Genomic DNA, 23,239 nt, shown 5'->3' with positions numbered 1-23,239 from the left:
ATGAACTATTCATATGTGATTGTCGGTGCAGGACTGGCAGGGATCACGATGGCCGAGCGCTTGGCCGCACGTCATCAAAAAAATATTTTATTGATTGAAAAACGCAATCACATCGGAGGTAACGTCTATGACAGTTACAATGAAGATGGCATACTGATCCACAACTATGGGCCACATATTTTCCATACGAATAATAAAGAAGTATTTGACTATTTAAGTAACTTTACCGAGTGGATTCAGTATCAACACCATGTGTTATCCTTTGTTGATGGCCGCTTATTGCCAATGCCGATTGGTGTGGAAACGATTAATAGTTTATATAACTTACATTTATCTGTTTTTGAATTTGCACAATTCATCGAACAGCAGAGAGAAAAACGCACGAAGATTGAGACCAGTGAAGATGTTGCCTTGGATAAAGTTGGACGCGATATTTATGAAAAATTCTTTAAAAATTATACAATCAAACAGTGGGGGACAGATCCCAGTGAGCTGGATACTTCCGTAATCAGCCGAATCCCTTTACGTTTTAACCGTGATACGCGTTACTTTGCCGATCAATATCAAGGGATGCCGCGACTGGGGTATACAAAGATGTGTGAGAACATGCTGAAAAGCAAACACATCCATATTCTGTTGAATACCGATTATCGTGATGTCTTGGATGGGATCACCTACGACACACTGATCTATACCGGACCAGTTGATGCGTTTTATCAATATAAATATGGGAAATTAAAATATCGAAGCATCGATTTTAAAATGGAAACCTTAGATGTAGCTTCTTATCAAGAAGCAGCTGTCATTAATTATCCAAACGATTATGCGTTTACCCGTATTACCGAGTTTAAAAAATTAACCGGTCAAACGCATGCGAAAACGACTATCATGAAAGAGTACCCATGCTTTAAAGATGAGCCTTATTATCCTTATCCAACCAAAGAATGGTTAGCGAAGTATCAGCAGTATGAAGCTTTGATGAAAAAAGAAAAAAATGTAGTATTTGTCGGTCGCTTAGCAGAGTACAAATACTATAATATGGATGCCGTTGTGGAAAAAGCGTTGAAATTAGCAGAAAACTTATAAAAAAAGAGGAGGGATGGCATATGAAGAAAAAGAAAATAACATCATATTTTGCAAACATCACTCCTTTTCAATTGGCTTTCCTTATCAATGCGCTTTTTCTGATCTGTTATCTGATCAGTGGTACTATGAAGTATGAAGTTAGTGATGACTTTATGATGGAAGTCATGGTCTCTGGCGCATATACAGGTACACCGTCTCCTTATATAATGTTTATGAATCCATTGATTGGTTTATTTTTATCAACATTATATAAGTTGCATGCTTCCCTAAACTGGTATTTTTATTTCCAGGTTGCAATGATCTTTCTGTCACTGACGGGGATCACTTATTTGATCTTGAAGAAGAAAAGAACTTCGTTCACACTGTTGCTGGCAGTGTTGTTTATTGGCTTTTTCAGTAATGATCTTTATCAACTCATGCAGTTTACAAAGACAGCAACGGTGACAATTGGATGTGGATGTTTCTTTTTGATTACGGCAATCGTACAAAAAAATATATCGTATAAACGTTTACTTCTAGGAGCTTGTTATGTATTGATAGGCACTATGATACGCAATAAATGCTTTTATATTACAGTAGCCTTTCTGTTTTTGACATGTTGTTTGTTATTTTTACGCCATCTTAAACAAAACCAATGTTCTTATAAAGTAATGATAAAACCTCTTTTTATCTTTGCGTGCACACTTGGCATCTGTTATGCATTTGTTTATGGCAGCAGTAAAGTATTTACCAGTATGCATCCTGACTATGCAGCATATAAAGAATACAATGAGGCCAGAGCAATCATCACCGATTATCCCGTGGATGGCTATCAGAATCTGAAAGATGACTTATCCGCAATTGGGGTATCTGAAAATGATTTTTATAATCTTGCTCATTTTGGTTATGGCGATACCCAAATCTATGATGCAGACTATGTGAAACAAGTGAGTGAAATCATAGCAGCGCATCGCCTGCAGGATACACCAAACATTTTACGTATCGGATACAATATGTTAAAACAAAGATATGATAAGTACATCAGTGTCTTAGGCTGTCTGGCTATCGGACTTGCCGTATTCATAAAAAAGTCGCGTTCTTTTCTGCTTATCTTTGCTAATGTTTTAGTAACCGGTGTTTTGCTTATTTATATCTTCTATCAAGGGCGTGTGGTGTATCGGGTGGAATACTCCATCTTCTTATCCCTGGCTATCAGCATTTTGTGCTATGATCATTTTTTAACACAGGAACACACCTATCCATTAGAACGTTTCCTTCCGGCAGGCATCGTTATTTTACTATTGATGCATATTCCAAGTTTTCTTCCTAATACTCATCAAAATTTTGCCGTGATGTTTAATTCCTGGGAAAATCATGTCGGAAAATATCGTGCTTCCTTCATTGATAATCGTCAAGAAGGAATACTACAAGAAATGCAGCAGCATCCTAACCGTATATACTATTTAGGATTTCAAACGACAATACAGACAATGTATTTGAATTATGATCCACGCTTCGTGATGGAACCGAACATGTTTAACAATGCGATCTATCTGGCTGGTGTTGATAGTTTTCATCCAAGCCGGATGCAGTGGCTGCAAGAACATAAATTAAAAGGTACGATGGAAGAATTATTGGATAAAGATGTCTATTTAATTGAGAATATTTATCAGGAAGAAATGTTAAACTTCATAAAGGAACATTACGATGCCACTGCTCGATTGACGCAATATGCTGTAATTGATGGCTATCAAATTTGGAAAATCGAAGCAAATTAAAAGTTGTACTGTACTTACCTGAAAAAGGGATTTTCTATACAATTTAGAATCATCTGACGAAGGGGTGATTCTTTTTTTAGCATTTTTTTGTATAATTCAATATTGCTTATTTTAGATGGTATGAAATTATAGTACTTTATAAACGGTAAATATTACCAATTGAGGTTGACGGAAAAGAAAATTCGCGTTATAAATGTATATGTAATTTGAAGCATCTGGTTAAGATTACTTATATTTTCTTGTTTAATAAAGTATACGATTATAAATAAACGCCAAATTTCCATGATTTGGTGTTTTTTCTTACTTTTTAAGTTGTTTTTCTATAGTTTTAAAGCTATATAAAATCGTATACATTGTTACATATAGGCTACGATACCAGGTTGCTTTGATTCTTTGTCCATATGAGAAAAGCCACCAGTGAACATGTCATGAAATAGTTGGCGACTATGCAAACGACCATTTTTACTGGTGTGTATCAAGCGATGATGCATGATAGAGCAATTGGCGAAAGCTGTACTATAAGAAATAAAAAAGTAAGTATTATGGGCAGAGGGGATTGAATTTTATTGTATAACAGAGTAGAATTATATAGCAATAAGCAAATTTAATTATTGGAGAGGATATGAAATGAAAACATACTTAGTAACAGGCGGAGCAGGTTTTATTGGGAGTAATTTTGTTTATTATTTATTAAATAAATATGATGATATTAAAATTATCAATGTTGATAAATTAACATATGCAGGAAATTTGGAAAATTTAAAACAAATCGAAGAGGATGAACGTCATATCTTTGTACAAGCGGATATTTGCGATGAAGCAAAGATCACACAGTTATTTGAAACGTATGATATTGACTATGTTGTCAATTTTGCGGCGGAAAGTCATGTGGATCGCAGTATTCTGCATCCGGAAATTTTTGTGGAAACAAATGTAAACGGAACCGTGAATTTATTAAAGATTGCCAAAAAATATTGGGAGATTGGCGATGATACTTATAAAGACGGGGTGAAGTATTTGCAGGTATCCACAGATGAGGTTTATGGTTCTTTGGGAGATGAAGGATATTTTACGGAAGAAACACCAATTTGTCCGCATAGTCCCTACAGCGCTTCTAAGGCGAGTGCGGACTTATTTGTAAAAGCATTTGCCGATACTTATAAATTTCCTATCAATATCACACGTTGCAGTAACAATTACGGGCCATACCAGTTCCCTGAGAAATTAATACCACTTGTTTTCAATAATACATTAGAACATAAGAATTTACCGGTATATGGCGATGGTATGAATATTCGTGACTGGTTATATGTAGAAGATCATTGCAAAGGTATCGATATGGTCATTAACAGTGGCCGTTTAGGTGAAGTTTACAACATTGGCGGTCATAATGAGCGAACCAATATCTTTATTGTTAAGACGATTATTAACTATGTGAAAGAACATATTGATGCTACTGTCGGCGAACATATGATTACCTATGTGACAGATCGAAAAGGGCATGATAAACGCTATGGCATCGACCCTCATAAAATTAGCGAAGAGCTTGGCTGGTATCCAGAGACGAAGTTCGAGGATGGCATTAAACTGACATTGGCATGGTATAACGAGCATAAGGAATGGATTGAACATATTACAAGCGGTCAATATCAGGAATATTATAAAACAATGTATGAAGGGCGGTAATGACATATGAAGGGAATAATTTTAGCAGGCGGTTCAGGTACTAGACTGTATCCATTAACGAAAGCTGTATCAAAACAAATTCTACCGGTGTATGATAAACCGATGATTTACTATCCTTTATCGACACTCATGTTAGCGAATATTCGTGAAATATTAATTATTTCAACACCTAGAGATATTGAAGTTTTCAAGGAACTGTTAGGTGATGGAAGTCAGCTGGGATTACGCCTTGAATATGCCATTCAGGCAGAGCCAAGAGGTTTAGCTGAAGCCTTTATTATAGGAGAATCTTTTATCGGTAAGGATCGTGTGGCTTTGGTGCTTGGTGATAATATCTTCTATGGAAGACATTTTTCCAATGTGTTAAAGAAAGCAGTAGAACAAGAAGGGGCAACAATTTTTGGATATTATGTTCGAGATCCTCGAGAATATGGTGTAGTTACGTTTGATAAAGAAGGAAAGGTTTTGACCCTGGAAGAGAAACCGGAACACCCGAAATCCAACTATGCTGTTCCAGGATTATATTTCTATGATAATGATGTAGTTGAAATAGCCAAAAAGGTAAAACCGTCTGCACGCGGTGAAATTGAGATAACCTCAATCAATAATCATTATTTGCGTGAGGGAAGATTGAATGTGAAAATCTTAGGGCGTGGTTTTGCTTGGCTTGATACAGGAAGCCATGATTCGCTTATGGAAGCGTCTGAATATGTCGCTTCTATTCAAAAGCGTCAGGGGTTATATGTTTCCTGTATTGAAGAAATCGCATATGTTAAAGGATTTATTGATAAGATGCAGCTATTAGCATTAGCTGAAGAATTTTATAAGACAGAATATGGAAAATACTTACAGCGTCTTGCGGAAGAAGATGCAACCGTAGCGAGGGGCTGAAATCTATGAGTAATTTATTTTATGCATTATTCCATTCCTGGCTACAGGTAGAAGGTAATGTTTCTGATAATAATGAGATAGATGCCTGGATAGCAGAATTGAATAACAATACAAAAGTTGACATACATAAAATAGCATTAAAACAAAGTGATTTTTGGTTTTATGATGAAGATGCGGGGGAAATCAGAAACAAGAATCGCAGTTTTTTTGCGATTAAGGGGTTTCAAAGAAAAAGCGGAAACACGGTTGTGTTAGAACAGCCGGTCATTTTGCAAAATGAAATCGGTTATTTAGGTATTATATGTAAAGAAATCGATGGTGTCATGCATTTTCTGATGCAGGCCAAAATAGAGCCCGGCAATCTTAATAAGATACAGCTTTCTCCAACGATACAGGCGACCAAGAGTAATTTTACGCAGAAGCATGGCGGAAAGAAACCAAAATATCTTGATTATTTTATTAATGCCGCAGACTATGAAATCATTGTAGATCAAATCCAATCCGAGCAGTCGTCAAGATTTTATAAAAAGCGCAATCGCAACATTATCATCAAGGTTGATGAAGACATTCCGTTAGAAAAGAATTTCAAATGGATGACATTAGGGCAAATCAAACGCTTAATGAGACGGGATAACATTGTCAATATGGATACAAGAACCGTTCTATCCTGTATTCCATACTATGCGCATACCTTAGATCGCGAGACACTGAGCAAGATGAAACATGCAGCTAACGATGCCGCACTGGTTGCTTCGGTATTTGATACGCATGGGGAAGCCATGATTCCAAGAATTTATCAATACATAAATAATGTGAAGATGTTTGAAGAAACAACAGATGCGTTGGTACCATTATCCGCATTAAGCAGCTGGGAAGAAAAAAACAATGAAATCGTTTGTAAAAAGGCACATGATTTCAAGGTGATCTTCTGTGATATCATGATTGAAGGAAGAGAAGTAACGCGCTGGACACAACCCTTATTTGAAGCTACCGGCATTGCCTTATTCGGTATGTTTACCTGTATTGAAAACGGCGTGCGTAAGTTTTTGATCAAGGCGAAAAAAGAAATTGGCTGTTTTGATCTGATTGAATTAGGACCAACGCTGCAATTAGAACCATCACACCTGCATGGCCCTTATGATCAGGTGGGCACAGTGTTCATGCAAAAGATGAAGGAACAAAAACACGTTTTACATGATGTTCTTTTATCAGAAGAAGGCGGGCGTTTCTACCATGAGCAGAATCGAAACGTTATCATCGAAATAAATAAAGAAGATGTTATCGCAAATGAGCAGGATGGCTATTTCTGGGTTGATTATAAGACGCTGAATACATTAGTCCAAGTCAATAATTGCTTGAATATTCAATTACGTAATTTGCTATCACTATTGGAGGTATAAGACGCATGAAAAATATTAGAATTGGTATTATCTGTCCATCGGAAATTGCATTTCGAAGATTTCTGCCTTCTTTGCAGAAAGAAGATGGCTTTACTTACATGGGTGTCGCTGTCGCTGATCCTTCTGAATGGGATGGCGAGGTTGCTGATGAGGTGATTGCCAACGAATTTAAAAAAGCGGAAACATTTGTGGAAAGCTATGGCGGAAAAGTTTATAAGAGCTATCATGAAGTCATTTGTGCAGATGATATTGATGCTGTTTATTTGCCATTACCACCGGCATTGCATTATCGTTGGGCAAAATTGGCTTTAGAACATGGAAAGCATGTGTTTGTTGAGAAACCATCTACGATTTGTTATAAGGACAGTATGGAACTCATCACATTGGCGCAAGCGAAAAAACTGGCGTTACATGAAAACTATATGTTTCAATATCATCAGCAAATCGAAGATGTGAAAGAACAGCTAAAGAAAGGCACCATTGGAAAGGTTCATTCTTATCATGCCCGTTTTGGATTCCCAATGCGTCCGGCGAATGATTTTCGTTACAATAAGGCACTGGGTGGAGGCGCCTTGTTAGATGCCGGCGGTTATGTGATTAAACTGGCTACAAAACTATTGGGCGAAAACATAGAGATGCTGTCCTGTGTCATGAAAGATTATGATGAGTTTGGTGTTGACATGTATGGCTCCTATATGTTTAAAAATGAAAAGGATGAAGTGTTTCTTGGGGAATTCGGCATGGATTGTGAATACCAATGTAAATTATCCATCTGGGGCAGTCAGGGCATCTTAAGTACGGATCGCATCTTTACGGCACCGGATAACTTATGTCCGACTTTGCATGTTTTGCATAACAACGAAGTAAGTGATATAAAGCTACAAGCAGATTCACATTTTAGGAAATCTATCCGAATGTTTTATGAGGCTGTACATGATGCAGCAACACGAGAACGCATTTATGGGGAAATTAAAGTACAAGCCGATATGGTAGATAAGGCTAGAGAATTAGCTGGGAGGAAGTAAGTATGATAAAATTTAATAAACCATCAATTACGGAAAAAGAAAAACACAACGTCTTGGAGGCTATGGATGGCACAAACATCTTATCGGGAGATGGTAAGTTTACAACGAAGATATATCAGCAGTTTGAAGAACGCTTTGGTATTAAAAATATGCTGTTGACGACCTCTGGGACAACCGCTTTGGAAATGGCATCTATTTTAATTAATCTCGAGCCGGGTGATGAAGTCATTACACCATCCTTTACCTTTTCATCAACCGTCAACGCTTTTCTGTTAAGAGGAGCGAAACCGGTTTTCTGTGATATTCGTGAAGATACCTTTAATATTGACGAGAATTTAATTGAAGGTCTGATTACACCAAAAACAAAAGCGATTTATGCGGTGGATTATGCTGGTTTCCCTTGTGAAATGGATAAAATTAATGAAATCGCTAATAAATATGGATTATTTGTTATTGAAGATGCTGCTCAGGCAGTTGGTTCTACATACAAAGGAAGATATGCAGGTACGTTAACAGAATTCGGCTGCTACAGTTTCCATGAAACAAAAAACTATGTCATGGGAGAAGGTGGCGCAATTGTTGTTAATGAAGATAAATACATGGAACGCGCCGAAATCATTCGTGAAAAAGGAACAAACCGACGCAATGTCTTAAGAGGATTGGTCGATAAATATACATGGCATGATATTGGCTCATCTTTCTTGCCAAGTGATGTACTGGCGGCGATATTATCTGCCCAAATGGATCGTTATGAAGAGATATTTGAAAAACGTATGAATGTTTGGAATACGTATTATAACGGCTTAAAGGATTTAGAAGATAAGGGATACTTGCGTAGACCATATTTACCAGCAGACATTGAACATAACGCACATATGTTCTGTATCGTATTGCCTAGTGAAGAAAAACGTACTCATCTGATCAATAAATTAAAGGAAAAAGGAATTGCAAGCTACATTTGTTATGTGCCACTTCATTCTGCACCATATGGTTTAAAATTAGGATATACTCCGGAAATGCTTCCAGTAACAGAGGATTTAGCAAAACGTATCTTACGCTTGCCTTTGTATGTGGATATGACAAGCGAAGATGCAATGTATGTTGTTGATTCGATCAAGGAAGTATTAAAAGGATGATATTATATGGATAAGCTTGTCATTATAGGTGCTGGTGAATTTCAGCTTCCCTTAATAAAAAAAGCCAAAGAGATGGGATATGAAACGCATGTCTTTGCATGGGCGGAAGGAGCTGTCGGTAAAGATTTTGCAGATTATTTTTATCCCATCAGCATCACGGAAAAAGAAATTATATTAGAGCAATGTAAACAGATCAATCCGCAAGGAATTGTATCTATCGGCTCTGATTTAGCGGTACTTACGGTAAATTATGTGGCACGTTCTCTTCATCTTCCAACAAATCCAGAAATATCTGATGTGATTTGTACGAATAAATATGAAATGAGAAAAGCCTTTCTAGCGAATGGAATTGATGTTCCAAAGTTTCTTGAAACAAAAGGACATGTTGAAAAAGAACAACTTTCATCTTTTACGTTTCCGTTGATCGTCAAGCCAACAGATCGCTCAGGAAGTCGAGGCATTACCAAGATCGAAACTTATGAAGCTTTAGATAAAGCAATTCAGATTGCAACAGCATATGCATTCGAGAAAAAGGCCATCATAGAGGAATTCATTGAAGGTCCGGAATATAGCTGTGAATGTATTTCTTATCAAGGAGAGCATACCTTCTTGGCATTTACGCAGAAATATACGTCGGGTGCTCCTCATTTCATTGAAACCGGTCATGTGGAACCTTCAAATATTCCAATGGACAAAATCACGGCATACCAAAAAGAAATATTTAAAGCATTGGATGCCCTTCATATTCAAAATGGGGCTTCTCATTGTGAATTTAAGATTGATCATCAAGGGGCCATTAAAATTATTGAAATAGGTTCTCGTATGGGCGGTGATTGTATCGGTTCTGATTTAGTTTATTTGTCAACCGGATATGATTTTGTAGAAATGGTAATCGAGGTTGCCTGCGGTAAAAAACCGACATTAAAGAAGAAAAAAGAGGATGAATATGCCGGTATTAAATTTATCTTTGATCATGATGATATTGATACATTAAGAAAGCTACAACGAAAGCATCCGGAAACACTTCAGTATGTCAGTGAAATCACCGAAGTCGGAAATCATGATGTAGTAGATAGTTCAACAAGATTTGGCTTTTATATCTTTACGACAAAAGATAAAGCATTCGTAGATGAAATATTAGGTTAAAGGAGAGATTGATATGGAAGAAGTAGCAATTATCGGGGCTGGTGCCGTAGGCGCATCCTATGGCAGCGTATTTATGAAAAATGGGGTACATAGGTTTTCCTTTGTGGCAAACGGCAAACGTGCGGAGCGCTTGAAAAAAGAAGGTATACGCGTTAATAATGAGGTATTACATCCACATATTGCGACCAAGGAAGATCATGGAAAAATTAAATTATTGATGGTTTTAGTTAAAAACTATTCTTTGCATGCGGCAATTGAAGATATTAAAACTGTTATTGATGAGGATACCATTATCTTATCCTTGTTAAATGGCGTTACGGCAGTAGATGCTTTACAAGAGGCATTTCCAAACAATAAGGTTTTATATGGTATCGTCATGCGTACGGATGCAAATCGTACCGATGATAATATCACATTTAAAACGTTGGGCGAGATTCAGTTTGGAGAAGAAGAAAATATCCATTTTTCTGAAGATGTAAAAACAGTTATCAATATTTTAGAAGCAAACCATATCAATTATCATGTATATGAAGATATGAAACGGATGTTGTGGAGAAAATGGATGGTTAATATCGGAGCCAACCAGATTTCTTTGTTAACCTCAGCAAAATTCAAATATTTTGGCGAGTTTAAAGAAATTCAAATCGCTTTAGATCGTGCCATGCAAGAAATTGTTGATATTGCAAAGAAAAAAGAAATTCATCTAACAACTAAGGATAAAGAAGATATGATTACAACGCTGATTAACTATCCACCAGAAAAGAAAACATCTATGTTACAAGATTTAGAAGCTGGCAGAAAAACAGAAATCGATTATTTTGGTGGAACCGTTATTAAATTAGGAGAAGAGTGTGGAGTGCCTACACCAGTAAATGAAATCTTGTATTATATCGTAAAAGCACGTGAACAAGTTAACTTAGCAGAACATGCAGTAGAAAGAGCCTGATATACAATGAAGAAACAAAAGAAATTATTAGTGCTTGGTGGTACGATGTCAACACTCGATGTGGTGAAGACAGCAAAACACATGGGCATTGAGGTTACTGTTGCCGATTATTTAGAAGATGGCATTGCGAAAAAGGAAGCTGATCACGCGGCTATCATCAGTACGACAGATTATCCGGCTTTGATCAACTACATTCAGGAGCATGATATCGATGGTGTATTTACCGGCGCCAGTGAATTTAATATCAAGAATATGATAGAGCTTTGTGAAAAGGCGGGACTGCCTGTATATGCAAGCAAAGAGCAATGGGATATTTGTTCAAATAAAAAGCGTTTTAAAAAGCTTTGCGAACAGTATGAGGTGCCTACCGTGCCGGCTTATTCTTTTGATTCCCAAACACAAAGCATAGATTATGCGAGCATTCATTATCCGGTTATCGTTAAGCCTGTAGATAGTTATAGCGGACATGGAATCTCAATCTGTCAAAATGCATTGGAGCTAAAAGCAGGTATTGAATATGCACTTGAGAATTCAATCAGCAAGCAACTCATCATTGAAAAATATATGCGTGGTAAAAATGTTGAAGCTTATTATATTGTGCAAAATGGAAAAGTAAAATTAATGTCATTATCTGATCGTATTACACGCAATGATCAGGATGGCTCTCCAGTACCTGTGGCTTTCCATCATCCATCTAAGTATATACAGAAATACATCACCAAAGTGAATGACAAGGTATGTGCTATGTTTGAAAACTTTGGTCTAAAACAGGGTGTATTTTTTATGGAAGCATTCTATGATGAAGATAATTTCTATTTTTATGAAATGGGTTATCGATTAAATGCAACCATGGAATATAAATTTGTAGAACATTTTGAACATTATAATCCGCTAGAATTTATGATTCAATATGCGGTAGAAGGAATATTTGGCAATAAGAGCGTGACAGATACAAAGGCTTCGATCTTTCAAGGTGCAGCTTGTGAACTATCACCGCTATTGAAAAAAGGAACAATCAGCAAAATCGAAGGTCTTGAGGAAATTAAGCAGGATGCATCTATTCTTTATGTGCACCAGCTGCATTTTGAACAAGATCGAATTGATTCCACAGGGACGTTGGATCAAAATTTTGCGCGTATCCATGTAGTGGCAGCAAATAGTGATCTTTTATATGATAAAATTAAATGGATCTTAAAAACACTTCGTGTATATGACGAACATGGCGAACAGATGATTTTGCCTTATCGCAAAGAGGAGGTAACAAGGTGATGAATGATTTAAAAGGGAAACGTTTATTAGTTTTGGCTGGTGTGAATCCAATTGCCGCCGATGTAGTACAATTCGCGAAAAGAATGGGAGTTTATACGATTGTTACAGGAAATCTTGATGTAACTTTAACTCCGGCAAAACGTTTTGCAGACCAGATTGAAACCGTAAGTACTGCTGATTTAGATGCATTGGAAGCATTAGCAAAAGAAGTAAAAGCTGATGGTATTATGACCGGATCTAGTGAGTTTTCTATCGAAATGACCATGGCTTTATGCAAACGGTTAAATAAACCTTTCTATTGTACGAAGGAACAATGGGATATCTGTTCTAATAAGAATAATTTCAAGGAATTATGTAGGACGCATCATGTACCAGTCGTTCATGAATTCCATGTAGAGGAAACAGATGAAGGAATAGATTGCAGTTCACTGATTTATCCGGTTATTGTTAAACCTGTAGATGGAAGTGGCGGTGGAGGCATTTCCGTTTGTAATGATGAAGAAGCCTTTTTAGCTGCTTATGAAAGAGCAAAATCATATTCACCAACAGGCAGTGTTATTATTGAAACCTATGTAATCAGTGATGAAATTGGCATTAGCTATGCTATTCAAAATGGAAAGGTTTACTTAACGGCGATGCATGATCGCTACTTGCGTGAAAGCGATGGTAATTTTATGAAACTACCATTAGCTTATATTTATCCATCAAAACATTTGCAATTTTATCAGGAAACGCAAAATCAGAAAGTAGTGGAAATGTTTGAATCTATCGGATTACAGAACGGTACATTATTTATTCAGGGGTTTGCGACAGAAAATGAATGTCCTTTTTATGAAATGGGCTATCGTTTCAATGGTGCGAAGCAATACAACTTGTTAAAAGAAGAAAACGGCTTTAGTACCATGGATATGATGATTCATCATGCGTTAACGGGAGAGATGAATGAACCAGATCTTGCGAAAGTAGCAAAGCCTGATTTTGATCATGTATATTGTACATTGTCCTTATTGGGTAGACCTGGGCATGTGGAAAAGGTCATCGGTGTAGAAGAATTACGGAAGCTGCCAGAAATTGTGGATGTGTCTCCATGGTATTACGGTGGTGAAGATATTACGGAAAAACTTATGGGTACACAACGTCAGATATTATGTCGTGTAACTTTGAAAACAGAAGACCGTGTAACTATGGCGAAAGCTATTGACACTGTTTATGAGATATTTGAAGTCTTGGATGATAAAGGCGAAAGCATGCTGTTAGATGGTTTTGACAGTAAGCTGTTATTAGATTAGAAAGGTTGATTAGATGAAAATTACAGTATCAATCCCATGTTATCGCTCTGCCAAAACATTGCCCTATGTGGTAGAACAAATCAAGAAAACAGTAGCACAGCGACCATCCTATTCTTATCAGATTATTTTGGTTAATGACTGTTCTCCGGATAACACTTTTGATGTTATCCGTTCCTTATGTCAAGAAGATGAGAATATAGTTGGGGTAAACTTATCCCGTAATTGGGGGCAAGCAACAGCTCGTATGGCAAGCATTCCATATATTGAAGGAGATTGTACGGTTTTCATGGATGATGATGGCCAGCATCCTATAGATCATTTATTTGATCTTGTTGATAAGATTGAAGAAGGCTATGATCTGGTAAGTGCAGATTTTTCACAGAAACAGACAAAGTTTATGAATCGTTTTACAAGCGCAATCTCTGCCAAAGTATATACCGCAATGGGAAAACGTCCAAAAGGTGCTGTATCTTCAGCTTATTTTGCAATCAATAAGATGTGTACAGATAGTTTGAAAAAATATCAGAGTCCGTTTCCTTCCATTTTCGGCTATATTTATCAAATCGCCGGAAGAATCACCAGCATAAAGTTGGAACACAAAAAAAGATTGGAAGGGACATCCGGGTATAACTTTAAGAAGCGTTTTAAAGTTTGGCTAAACGGTATGGTTAATTTCTCTATTGTACCTTTGCAACTGTCTTCTATGATGGGATTACTGTTTTCGGCTATTGGTTTTATTATAGGAATTATCTTAGTCATAAGGAAATTATTAAATCCTTCGATTCTTGTTGGATACACTTCTTTGATTACAGTAATATTGATCATCGGTGGATTGTTAATGATCATGATCGGATTGATGGGGGAATACATCGGCCGCATGTATTTGACATTAAGTAATCAGCCGCAATATGAAGTACGCGAAACCTTAAATGTGGAAAAGAAATAACAGATACGGAGGAGTTTTATGAAAGAAAAAAAGATAACGATCGGGCAAATCTTGATTTTACAGATAGCGATATTTTTCTATTCACTTTCAGGTGTTTTTAATAAAATGGCAGCACTTGAAAGTTTTATGTCATTTGAATTTATATTATATTTTGGTATATCTTTAGCTATTCTGGGTATTTATGCAATTGTTTGGCAGATGATATTAAAACATGTATCTTTATCTACTGCATATAGCAATCGTCCAGTATCCATGATTTGGGGAATTATCATGGGAAGTCTTATTTTCCATGAACAAATCACACTTCCTATGATCATAGGATCTGCCATCATTATGGTTGGCGTTTATACGGTGGTGACTTCTAATGGCTGAGTTCTGGTATTATGTCATCATGGTGGTTGGCATCTTAATTGCCACTTTCTCCCAATTGATCTTGAAAAAAGCAGCAATGCGTCATTATAAATCTTGGATTTATGAATATTTAAATGTATTGACAATTATTGGCTATGGTATGATGTTCCTTTCTACTGTTTGTTCCTTAATTGCTCATAAAGTAGTTCCGGTATCTATGGCACCGGTCTGGAATTCCTGTAGTTTTATTTTAGTGGCGCTTGTAAGCAGAATTTTCTTGCATGAAATTCCTTCTAGAAAGAAACTAATCGGTTTAGGCATCATGGTCGTAGGGATCATCGTATTCTCATTATAAGGTAGGTCCGTTATGGAGAAAATAAAAGAAATTATAAATTCGCGAAAAGGGAAATGGTTACTCGCCTTTGGCTTAACCTTTCTTTGTTATGCCATCGTCCTTTTAACAGCGGATGTATCTTATGCGACAAATGACGACTCACGCATTATGTATGCTTTGGCAGGATATGCTTCAGGGGAAGCGTATCCACAACAAGCCTTTATCAATTATTTTCTAGGTGTACCGATCGGGGTATTATATAAGCTGTTACCATCTTTGCCGTGGTATACGATTTATCATATTTTCGCGATGTATCTATCGGAAAGTGTGATGTTTTTATGTTTTTATAAACTGGCGAAGGATAAGAAGGTGTCGATTGCATTTCCAATCTGTGCGCAGATCATTAGTTTACTTTTCATTTTTATGGTTCCGCTAGTTTCCATTCAATTTACGGTGACATCGACCATTTTGGGAACATCAGCAGTGGTTGTTATGGCATCAATGAAACATTCTGATAAACGCAGTACCAAGATATGCATATATGCATATTGCTTTATCGCATTATTGCTCAGCTTTATGACGCGTACTCTTTCCTGGTATAGCATCATGTGTTTCTTTGCACTATCTTGTGTTTATCAGATTGCTACATGTTATCTGTATTGTCCGGATTTAACGAAAAAGAAGAAACATTTACATACGTTAAAAATTTGTACATTTGTAATCGCGTTAGTGATTAGTTGCTTTGGTGTTCGTTTTGTAAGCTTGTATATTAAAAATAAAAGCGAGATTACACAGGCATATAATACGTATAATGACTATAGAGTTAAGTATATGGATTACGGGCAACATCCACCTTATAAGGGACATGAAAAGCTATATAATGCTGTTCAATGGGATAATAGCACGTATCGTGCAACGCTTTGTTTATTGTATATGGATGAAAATATAAATGCTTCCTCTTTAAAAACGATAACAGAGGCGTATCAGGCAAATAAGCATTCAGCACTCAGTAAAACGGTAACGAATATACGAGAGCTTTTATATGATTATAGCTTTGTACAATATTCCTTACTCAGTATATTTTTAATTTTCGTGATTTTGAATTTAATGGTTGCAAAAAAAGAGAAACAATGGTTTCATATACTTGTAAGCATATGTTGCTGCGGCGGGTTTGCCGTATTACTGCTTTATCTTGGATTTAAAGGCAGGTTGCCATTAAGAAGTTATCAGTCTTTACTGATTCCTTGTTTCATGTTTATGATGACGATGTTTCTGCGTTGGCTAGATGTATCCTATAAAAAGGTCTTTAAACCAATGCTTGCTATAACTCTTGTAGTAAGTGTAGGCGGTATTTATATGGTCTATATAGATAAAGATTATGCAGCTACACAAACAAATACGGAAGCCACTTCTGAACAGTTTCAGAATTTCGAAAAATACGCAATACAGAATCCTGAGCATTTTTATGTTTATGATTTCTCTGCCGGAACGGTAAATCGTAATCCATTCGTTGTTTATCCTAATGAAAAACCAATTAATACGATGGTCGCCGGCGGTTCCTATACATTCTCAGAATTGTATTATCAACAATTGGAAAAGAATGGCTTGACATCCTTGTATTGGGAAGATCTTTTGAAAAAAAATATCTATTTCACATCGGCAAATCCGACTTATGTTGAAGTAGCACAAATGAATATTGAACGGGTTACAAAACATAAGGTGAAAGTGAAAGAGATTAAGCGATTTGGTGAAAACACCAAAGGCATAACAGTTTATAAATTTTCAGCAGCGGAAACTTCAAAAAAGAAGGATTCACATAAATAGTAGATGCAAAGAGAGGTGTAACCTTTCTCATCAATAAAACAGAAAGGAGTGAAGAATTGATATTGAGCATATAGAACATTGAAAGGAGAAATAGTATGAAGAGTAAAATGAAGCAGTTTATGGTATTAGTATGTGCATTCGTTTTATCAGTCTCGACCTTGATTCCAACAACATTCATGACAGTACATGCAGCATCTGCTACACCGGTTTTAACAGCTAAAGCAGATCGTGATAATGGTATCTTATTGAAATGGACAGCAAGCAATCGTGTGAGTGATCCAACGGATGCAGAATACATGATTATGAGAAAACGCGATGATGGCTATTATGACGGTTTGGTAAAAAGAGATCCTAAATATGGGTTGTTTTTCCTTGATGCAACAAATTTGACGATTGGAAAAGAATACACATATAAGATCAGAGAAAGCGTTAATGGCAAAGAAGTCGATTCAAATGAAGTTACAGTGAAAGCAGTAGCTAGTAATCCTGCAGCGAATGAATTTACAAATAAGGCAAAGGCGGCAGACTATCTCAAAGAACAGATGGTCAAGCGAAATAAAAAGATTTCCCTTATTTATAACGCTGGGACATTCCCTTCAGGCTTAGGAAACGAATTATATGAGATGGCTAGGACAGATGATGAAAAAGCAGATCCTGCTACAGCTACGCAAGGGGATTATTTACGATATACGATTAAACCAAATACGATTCGTATAACGACTGGAATCGATGGTAAAGTAGGCAGCTTGAATTCTTATACATTTACATTTGAACTTGATTATTATACAAGTAAACAGGAAGAGGAAGCGGTAGATGCAAAGGTTTCACAAATACTAGCATCATTTGCCAATAATGGTATTACACAGGCTTCATCAGACTATGATAAAGCAAAAGCTGTTTATGATTATTTAGCAACCAATTTGCATTATAACAATAACCCTCGACCTGACAATGGAAATCTGATGATTACTGCTTATGATTCTTTGGTACGCAAAGAAGCACAATGTTATGGACAGACCTTAGGAGCATATCGTTTATTAAAAGAATTAGGTTTAGTAACTAGACGTGTGAATGGTGATCTCTATTTAGAAGATAAGAAAGATACCATAGCGCACGGATGGAATCTTGTTCTTATGGATGGCAAGTGGTATAACTTTGATGCCACAGGTGCAGCAACCTATTATGAAGAAACCAATGATATGACTTATAAGAAATTATTAAAACCTTATGACACATTTGTTTCACAAGGATATACTTTGAACGCTGAATATGCACTTACTTCTGCTTTTGGTAAAGCACATCCATATGGTACAACGGTTTATCAAGATGAACCAGACGCACCAAACAATTTAACGCTTGTAAATTTAGGTGAGGGAAAAATCCAAGCTAGCTTTACAAGTGTTAAGGGAGCAGATGGTTATGCATTGTATCGTTCAACATCAGCTACTGGCACTTTTAGCAAGGTGGCTGAAGGAAATGCTACGACATTAATCGATGAAACAGCACAACCAGGTGTAGAGTATCATTATAAAGTGAAAGCTTATGCTATGGTTAGCGGTGACAGACTTTATTCAAGCTATTCACCAAGAAGAATCATTACCAGTAAGAGCATTGGAACACCGGTTTTAAGTGCTCTTACAGCTACTTCTAATACAGTGAAAGTAAGTTGGGATGCAGTAGCTGGTGCAGAATACTATCAGGTATATCGTGCGGATTCTGTCAATGGCACTTATAGTTTGGTGAATCGTAAAAATTATACAACAACGACGATTAGTGATGCTGCTGTATCTGCAGGCAAGACATATTACTATAAAGTACGCGCGTTTAAAGATGGCGAATATAGTATGTTTAGCACAATAAGCAGCGTTACGACAAAACCAGCAACACCTACTGGTATTCAAACTAGTTCTGCTGGAGCAACTTCTGTAAACGTTCAATGGGCAAAGAGTGAAGGCGCAAAATACTATCAGGTATATCGTTCTACCAATGCTACAAAAGATTTTAGGTTATTAGGTGTTTATGATGAAAATACCTTCAGTATGAAGAGTAGGGCATTACTCACCAATCAGACATACTATTACAAAGTCAGAGCGTATACAGTTGTAAATAAAAAAGGTATATATTCACCGTTCTCTAATGTTGTAAAGGGAACGCCAAAACTTGCTGCTCCTACCAATGTAAAAGCAAGTCCAAATACTTCTACTACGTTAAAGATCAGTTGGAAATTAACAGATGGCGCAACATATTATCAGGTTTATCGCAGTACAAGTAAAACGGGGAAATATGCGTTGTTAGGTGTATATAACAGTACAACGACATCCTCCATTTCCAGATCTTTATTAACCGGCAATACGTATTATTATAAAGTACGTGCATATCGCTGGGTAAAAGGAGAACGTGTATTCTCACCATTTAGCAGTGTCATTACAGGAAAGCCAGTACTTTCAAAAACAAGTAAAGTAACAGCTAAGGCGACAAGTAGTACAACGGCTAAAATAACTTGGAATAAAATTGAAGGGGCAACCTACTATCAAGTATATCGTGGCACAAGTGCGAATGGGAAATATGCATTGTTGGCAACTTATGACAAAAACACAACTACTTGTACTAGTAAAAAATTAAAGAAGGGAAACACCTATTATTACAAAGTGCGTGCTTATAAATGGGTAAAAGGAACACGTGTGTTCTCACCATTCAGCACACCAGTAAAGGTGAAAATTTAGTTAGACGACGGATTAGGAGAAACATATGAAAAGAGTAAAAAGATTATTAGCAGGGATTGTTAGTCTATTATTAGCAGTTACCATCATTGGCAATGAAAATTTAATTGTTACACATGCGGCAACACTGCCTACATCAAATGTTTTTATCAGTGGCAGTACGGATAAAGGTTACAATGCAAAAGTAACTTATGATTTAAAAGTAAGTCAAGCTTCAAAAATGGTGTTGACATGTATGTCTTATGGCGATGTTAGCATGTCTTACTATTCTGCAGATTTATCTGAGTGATATGACACAGTATATGCTTATACTGATTCTGCTGCTTCACCTGTGACAAAAGTGATTACAGCTTATGTATCACCAGGTACTTATAAAGTTGTAATTGATAATGAGAGATCTGCTGCCAGCAGATATCAAATTAAAGCTTCTATATCTTCTTTAGGGACAAATGATATAGAACCTAATGACTTTGATCACGCAATGACATTAAATAAAGGTGCTACGATTACTGGGGCATTAACTACTCAAGATAAAGAAGATTGGTATAAAATTACAACAACTTCTAAGTTTGTAAGATTAAGTATCTCAGCTTATGAAGATATGGATATCAATGTCTATAATCAAGATTTATCAGAAACATTGGATTATGATTATTTATATGGTAAACCTGCTTCACCTGATCAGCAAATTTTAGAATTCTGTGGTTCTAATGTATATTATGTAAAAGTAAGCTCTGGTTCATGGGATGACGGCGGCAAATATAAGCTGAGTTGGACCGCAGGAACAGTACCTACAGTAAAAAATGTTAAATTACAGAAATTGAGTTCTACAGAAATCAAGGTAACATGGGATCAAAATAATGCATTTGATTATTATCAGGTATATCGTGCGACTAGTGAAAAAGGAAAATATTCTCTGCTCGGTGTTTACAATAAATATTATGATACTAAGTATAGCACTGGTTTAAAAACAGGTACAAAATACTATTATAAAGTACGTGGCTATCGTGTAATTAATAAAAGACGTGTCATGGGAGCATTTAGTCCAGTGGTAAGTGCTACGCCATCATTAAAGGCACCTAAGAATTTAACAGTTTCACAGTCAGTAAGAAAGGCATTATCAATCACTTGGAATTATGATGGTGAAGCTTCTTATTATCAACTGTATCGTGCAAGCAGTTTAAATGGAAAATATGCTTTATTAGGTACGTATGACAAATATACTACTTATAAGCGCAGTACATCACTTACTTCTGGAAGACGTTATTATTACAAAGTTCGTTCTTACAAATGGGTAAGTGGAAAACGTGTATTCTCTCCATTTAGTGATATTCGCTCTGGAGTGGCAAAATAAGTAAGAAATAGAAAAAGTGAAAAGATCAAGAAGACAGTGAGTTTAAACACTCATTGTCTTTTTGGGGTCATCTAAATAAGCAAGTGGTTTTGAGAAAGAAACCGATAAACGAATAAGAGATTAAAGCTATTAAAAAAGCAGGTAGAACTGGGGTAATCAAATTTTTTAGGGGTTTTCGCCAGAAATTTAGGGGGCAACTTCAGGGGGATGAAGGAAACAAACAAAGAATTTAAGACCCCTAAAGTTAAAAAGAAAAGGAATCAGCAAAAACAGTGCTGATTCCTTTTTAGGTTATGCTCTATTTGTTTTTATCAATCTATTAATTGTTTTTTACTTTATAGTTCCACGTTTTTTTCCTCTGTAACTGTGTATTTCTTCCTGAGGCTTTGGCATATTTCTTATTGCGGGATGATTTCTTGTAGACCAGAGTATGCGGTTTCTAGTATAATCGAAATTAGAGAAGCCTCTAGAGTTTCTCTTATAGTCTTTCGGCTTCCGGTTGAATGATTCCATTGGCCCATTGGATAGACGTGCGTAATAACGGTCGCTGTCTGTGGCATTTCTCCGTGATACCTCTGTAACAGTAAATGAGCGGACAATTTCATTTTTGTATTTATCAAGGTATTCAGAAAATTTCCGTGGGATATAGCTTCTGGAAGCCTTAAATTCAGTTATCAATTTATTAAGTTCAGACATGACAGCATCTTCAGAATCAAAGGATGTTTTATTGAAACTGATATATTTCTCTTTCGCTTCAAGGATCATAGGAAATCTGGGATCAAGTTCAAGGAACATCTTCTCGATCATATATGTATCCGCATAGATACCGAGAGATCTGTGGTAATATCTCCTGTGTGAATGAATAATATCATCCTGATTCTTAAGGAGAACCCATCTATATTTTTTGAGCAATATAACTTCACGAGATTCCTTAATGGTTTTATTATCACGGTTGGTTTCAAAATTAGACTGATCAAGAGCTTCACGGTCTTTCTTTTTATAGCTTTTCATCACCAGATTGATATAGTCGTTAATCATACTGGTCAGGAACTTGATTACATGAAAGGAATCCAGAACAGATACAGCATTAGGAAAGAACTGCTGAGGATAATCCATATAGGACTTATAAGCGTCAGAGATAATAAACCTTACATTCTTTCTTTCATCGTAAGGAATTGAAAGGAAATAATCCTCTGCGGTTGACTGCCAGCGGTTATGAAGGATATCTATGATCTGCCCGGAAGCGAAATCCATAAGTACTAGGGCATATTTCTCATTTTCAGAGATATCAATATGAACTTCGTCAACAGAAAGAAATTCAGGAAGTTTCAATCGTGGCAAGTCAACGAAAGCAGTGAAAATATCATGAACCTTCGTATCTGAAAGATGAAACTGCCTGGCAATAGATGCAGTGTAAACGGCTAGATCCTTCATAGCTTCCAGGATGAGCATAGGTGTAATATCAGTAGATTGTTTATATGGCTTGAAGAAAGGATAAGATTCATTGACATAAGTCTTACAGTTAGTGCATTTCCACTTTCTCTGGCTAACGATAAAGATAATGCAGGTAGAATCCTGTAAAATAGGGTGTTTGATTTTTCTCTTATAGATGCCTTCAGAATGCATCCTGCATGAGCAGTTAGGGCAGTAAGTGGTTATAGGCGGTCTTGAAATATAGACATATTTCGTATCGCCAGCAACTTCAACATTATCGATACTGATAGAGCCATCATCAGGCAGGCTTAGCAATTTAAAAATATAAGAATAATCCATAAGTTACCTCCTTTTAATAGAGAGCATAACCATGAAATATTATAAAAAAGAAACAGACAGATTCACCTGTTTCTCATCCGAAATAGACCCCTAAATTGCCCCCTAAAGTTTAGACCCCTAAAGTGACCCCTAAATTTCAGACCCCTAAAGATTTTGGATACCCTAGAACTGAAGTGAACCCTTTTTGTTTACCGAATGAAAAAATAAAAAAAAGGAAGATTGTTTCGTCTAGCAATTAAAATAAATCGTATGAGAAGCTAAGTCAAAAGAATATACAGCACCATTTCTGGGCTAGTTTTTACTGTG

The 23,239-nt window shown here is 36.4% G+C and carries 19 protein-coding genes; 18 read left to right on the top strand and 1 reads right to left on the bottom strand.

Annotated features, from left to right (window positions below):
* From glf to KJS44_RS11645, 18 genes are all read left to right on the top strand, one after another.
* On the top strand, positions 1-1,086 hold the full coding sequence (gene glf / locus KJS44_RS11730; RefSeq protein ID WP_008687001.1) for a UDP-galactopyranose mutase: 1,086 nt from the start codon (positions 1-3) through the stop codon (positions 1,084-1,086).
* A gap of 20 nt (positions 1,087-1,106) precedes the next feature.
* Positions 1,107-2,843: a hypothetical protein gene (locus tag KJS44_RS11725; RefSeq protein ID WP_008687003.1), complete on the top strand. Its 1,737-nt coding sequence runs from the start codon at positions 1,107-1,109 to the stop codon at positions 2,841-2,843.
* A 627-nt stretch (positions 2,844-3,470) separates the two neighbouring features.
* Positions 3,471-4,529 (top strand): dTDP-glucose 4,6-dehydratase, encoded by a 1,059-nt coding sequence (gene rfbB / locus KJS44_RS11720; RefSeq protein WP_008687006.1) that lies wholly within the window; start codon positions 3,471-3,473, stop codon positions 4,527-4,529.
* A 6-nt stretch (positions 4,530-4,535) separates the two neighbouring features.
* Positions 4,536-5,420 (top strand): glucose-1-phosphate thymidylyltransferase RfbA, encoded by an 885-nt coding sequence (rfbA, locus tag KJS44_RS11715; protein ID WP_008687008.1) that lies wholly within the window; start codon positions 4,536-4,538, stop codon positions 5,418-5,420.
* 5 nt (positions 5,421-5,425) lie between these two features.
* A complete protein-coding gene (locus KJS44_RS11710) occupies positions 5,426-6,820 on the top strand; it encodes an NDP-hexose 2,3-dehydratase family protein (RefSeq protein WP_008687010.1) in 1,395 nt (464 codons plus the stop codon).
* Positions 6,821-6,825: 5 nt separating this feature from the next.
* Positions 6,826-7,845: a Gfo/Idh/MocA family protein gene (locus KJS44_RS11705; protein ID WP_008687012.1), complete on the top strand. Its 1,020-nt coding sequence runs from the start codon at positions 6,826-6,828 to the stop codon at positions 7,843-7,845.
* 2 nt (positions 7,846-7,847) lie between these two features.
* Complete coding sequence (gene rffA / locus KJS44_RS11700) at positions 7,848-8,981, top strand: dTDP-4-amino-4,6-dideoxygalactose transaminase (RefSeq protein ID WP_008687014.1); 1,134 nt, start codon at positions 7,848-7,850, stop codon at positions 8,979-8,981.
* A 6-nt stretch (positions 8,982-8,987) separates the two neighbouring features.
* On the top strand, positions 8,988-10,127 hold the full coding sequence (locus tag KJS44_RS11695) for an ATP-grasp domain-containing protein (protein WP_008687015.1): 1,140 nt from the start codon (positions 8,988-8,990) through the stop codon (positions 10,125-10,127).
* 13 nt (positions 10,128-10,140) lie between these two features.
* The gene (locus KJS44_RS11690; RefSeq protein ID WP_008687017.1) at positions 10,141-11,073 is read left to right on the top strand and encodes a ketopantoate reductase family protein; all 933 of its coding nucleotides are present in this window, start codon (positions 10,141-10,143) and stop codon (positions 11,071-11,073) included.
* Positions 11,074-11,079: 6 nt separating this feature from the next.
* Positions 11,080-12,342 carry an ATP-binding protein gene (locus KJS44_RS11685; RefSeq protein ID WP_008687019.1) on the top strand — a complete coding sequence of 421 codons (1,263 nt, stop codon included), beginning with the start codon at positions 11,080-11,082 and terminating at the stop codon, positions 12,340-12,342.
* Positions 12,342-13,631, top strand: coding sequence for an ATP-binding protein (locus KJS44_RS11680; RefSeq protein ID WP_008687021.1), 1,290 nt, complete (start codon positions 12,342-12,344; stop codon positions 13,629-13,631). The genes KJS44_RS11685 and KJS44_RS11680 overlap by 1 nt, the downstream gene beginning before the upstream one ends.
* Positions 13,632-13,644: 13 nt before the next feature.
* Positions 13,645-14,577: a glycosyltransferase gene (locus KJS44_RS11675; RefSeq protein WP_008687023.1), complete on the top strand. Its 933-nt coding sequence runs from the start codon at positions 13,645-13,647 to the stop codon at positions 14,575-14,577.
* Between the two features lie 18 nt (positions 14,578-14,595).
* Entirely contained in the window at positions 14,596-14,949 is a 354-nt protein-coding gene (locus tag KJS44_RS11670; protein ID WP_008687025.1) for a DMT family transporter, read from the top strand.
* Positions 14,942-15,283, top strand: a complete 342-nt coding sequence (locus KJS44_RS11665; protein WP_008687026.1) for an EamA family transporter — start codon at positions 14,942-14,944, stop codon at positions 15,281-15,283. Before KJS44_RS11670 ends, KJS44_RS11665 begins: the two co-directional genes overlap by 8 nt.
* 12 nt (positions 15,284-15,295) lie before the next feature.
* On the top strand, positions 15,296-17,086 hold the full coding sequence (locus tag KJS44_RS11660) for a hypothetical protein (protein ID WP_008687028.1): 1,791 nt from the start codon (positions 15,296-15,298) through the stop codon (positions 17,084-17,086).
* Between the two features lie 95 nt (positions 17,087-17,181).
* The gene (locus KJS44_RS11655) at positions 17,182-19,809 is read left to right on the top strand and encodes a transglutaminase domain-containing protein (protein ID WP_008687029.1); all 2,628 of its coding nucleotides are present in this window, start codon (positions 17,182-17,184) and stop codon (positions 19,807-19,809) included.
* A 25-nt stretch (positions 19,810-19,834) separates the two neighbouring features.
* A complete protein-coding gene (locus KJS44_RS11650) occupies positions 19,835-20,095 on the top strand; it encodes a hypothetical protein (protein WP_008687031.1) in 261 nt (86 codons plus the stop codon).
* Between the two features lie 42 nt (positions 20,096-20,137).
* Positions 20,138-21,160 (top strand): fibronectin type III domain-containing protein, encoded by a 1,023-nt coding sequence (locus KJS44_RS11645; protein ID WP_008687033.1) that lies wholly within the window; start codon positions 20,138-20,140, stop codon positions 21,158-21,160.
* 330 nt (positions 21,161-21,490) lie between these two features.
* Here the strand turns inward: KJS44_RS11645 and KJS44_RS11640 are convergent, their stop codons facing one another.
* Positions 21,491-22,933 (bottom strand): ISL3 family transposase, encoded by a 1,443-nt coding sequence (locus tag KJS44_RS11640; RefSeq protein ID WP_008687035.1) that lies wholly within the window; start codon positions 22,931-22,933, stop codon positions 21,491-21,493.
* Positions 22,934-23,239 lie beyond the last annotated feature (306 nt).

This window comes from Longicatena caecimuris (assembly GCF_018406465.1).
GTDB classification, from domain to species: Bacteria; Bacillota_I; Bacilli_A; order Erysipelotrichales; family Erysipelotrichaceae; genus Longicatena; species Longicatena caecimuris.
The sequence above is the reverse complement of the archived record's forward strand: the minus strand, read 5'-3'. Positions and strand labels throughout refer to the sequence as shown.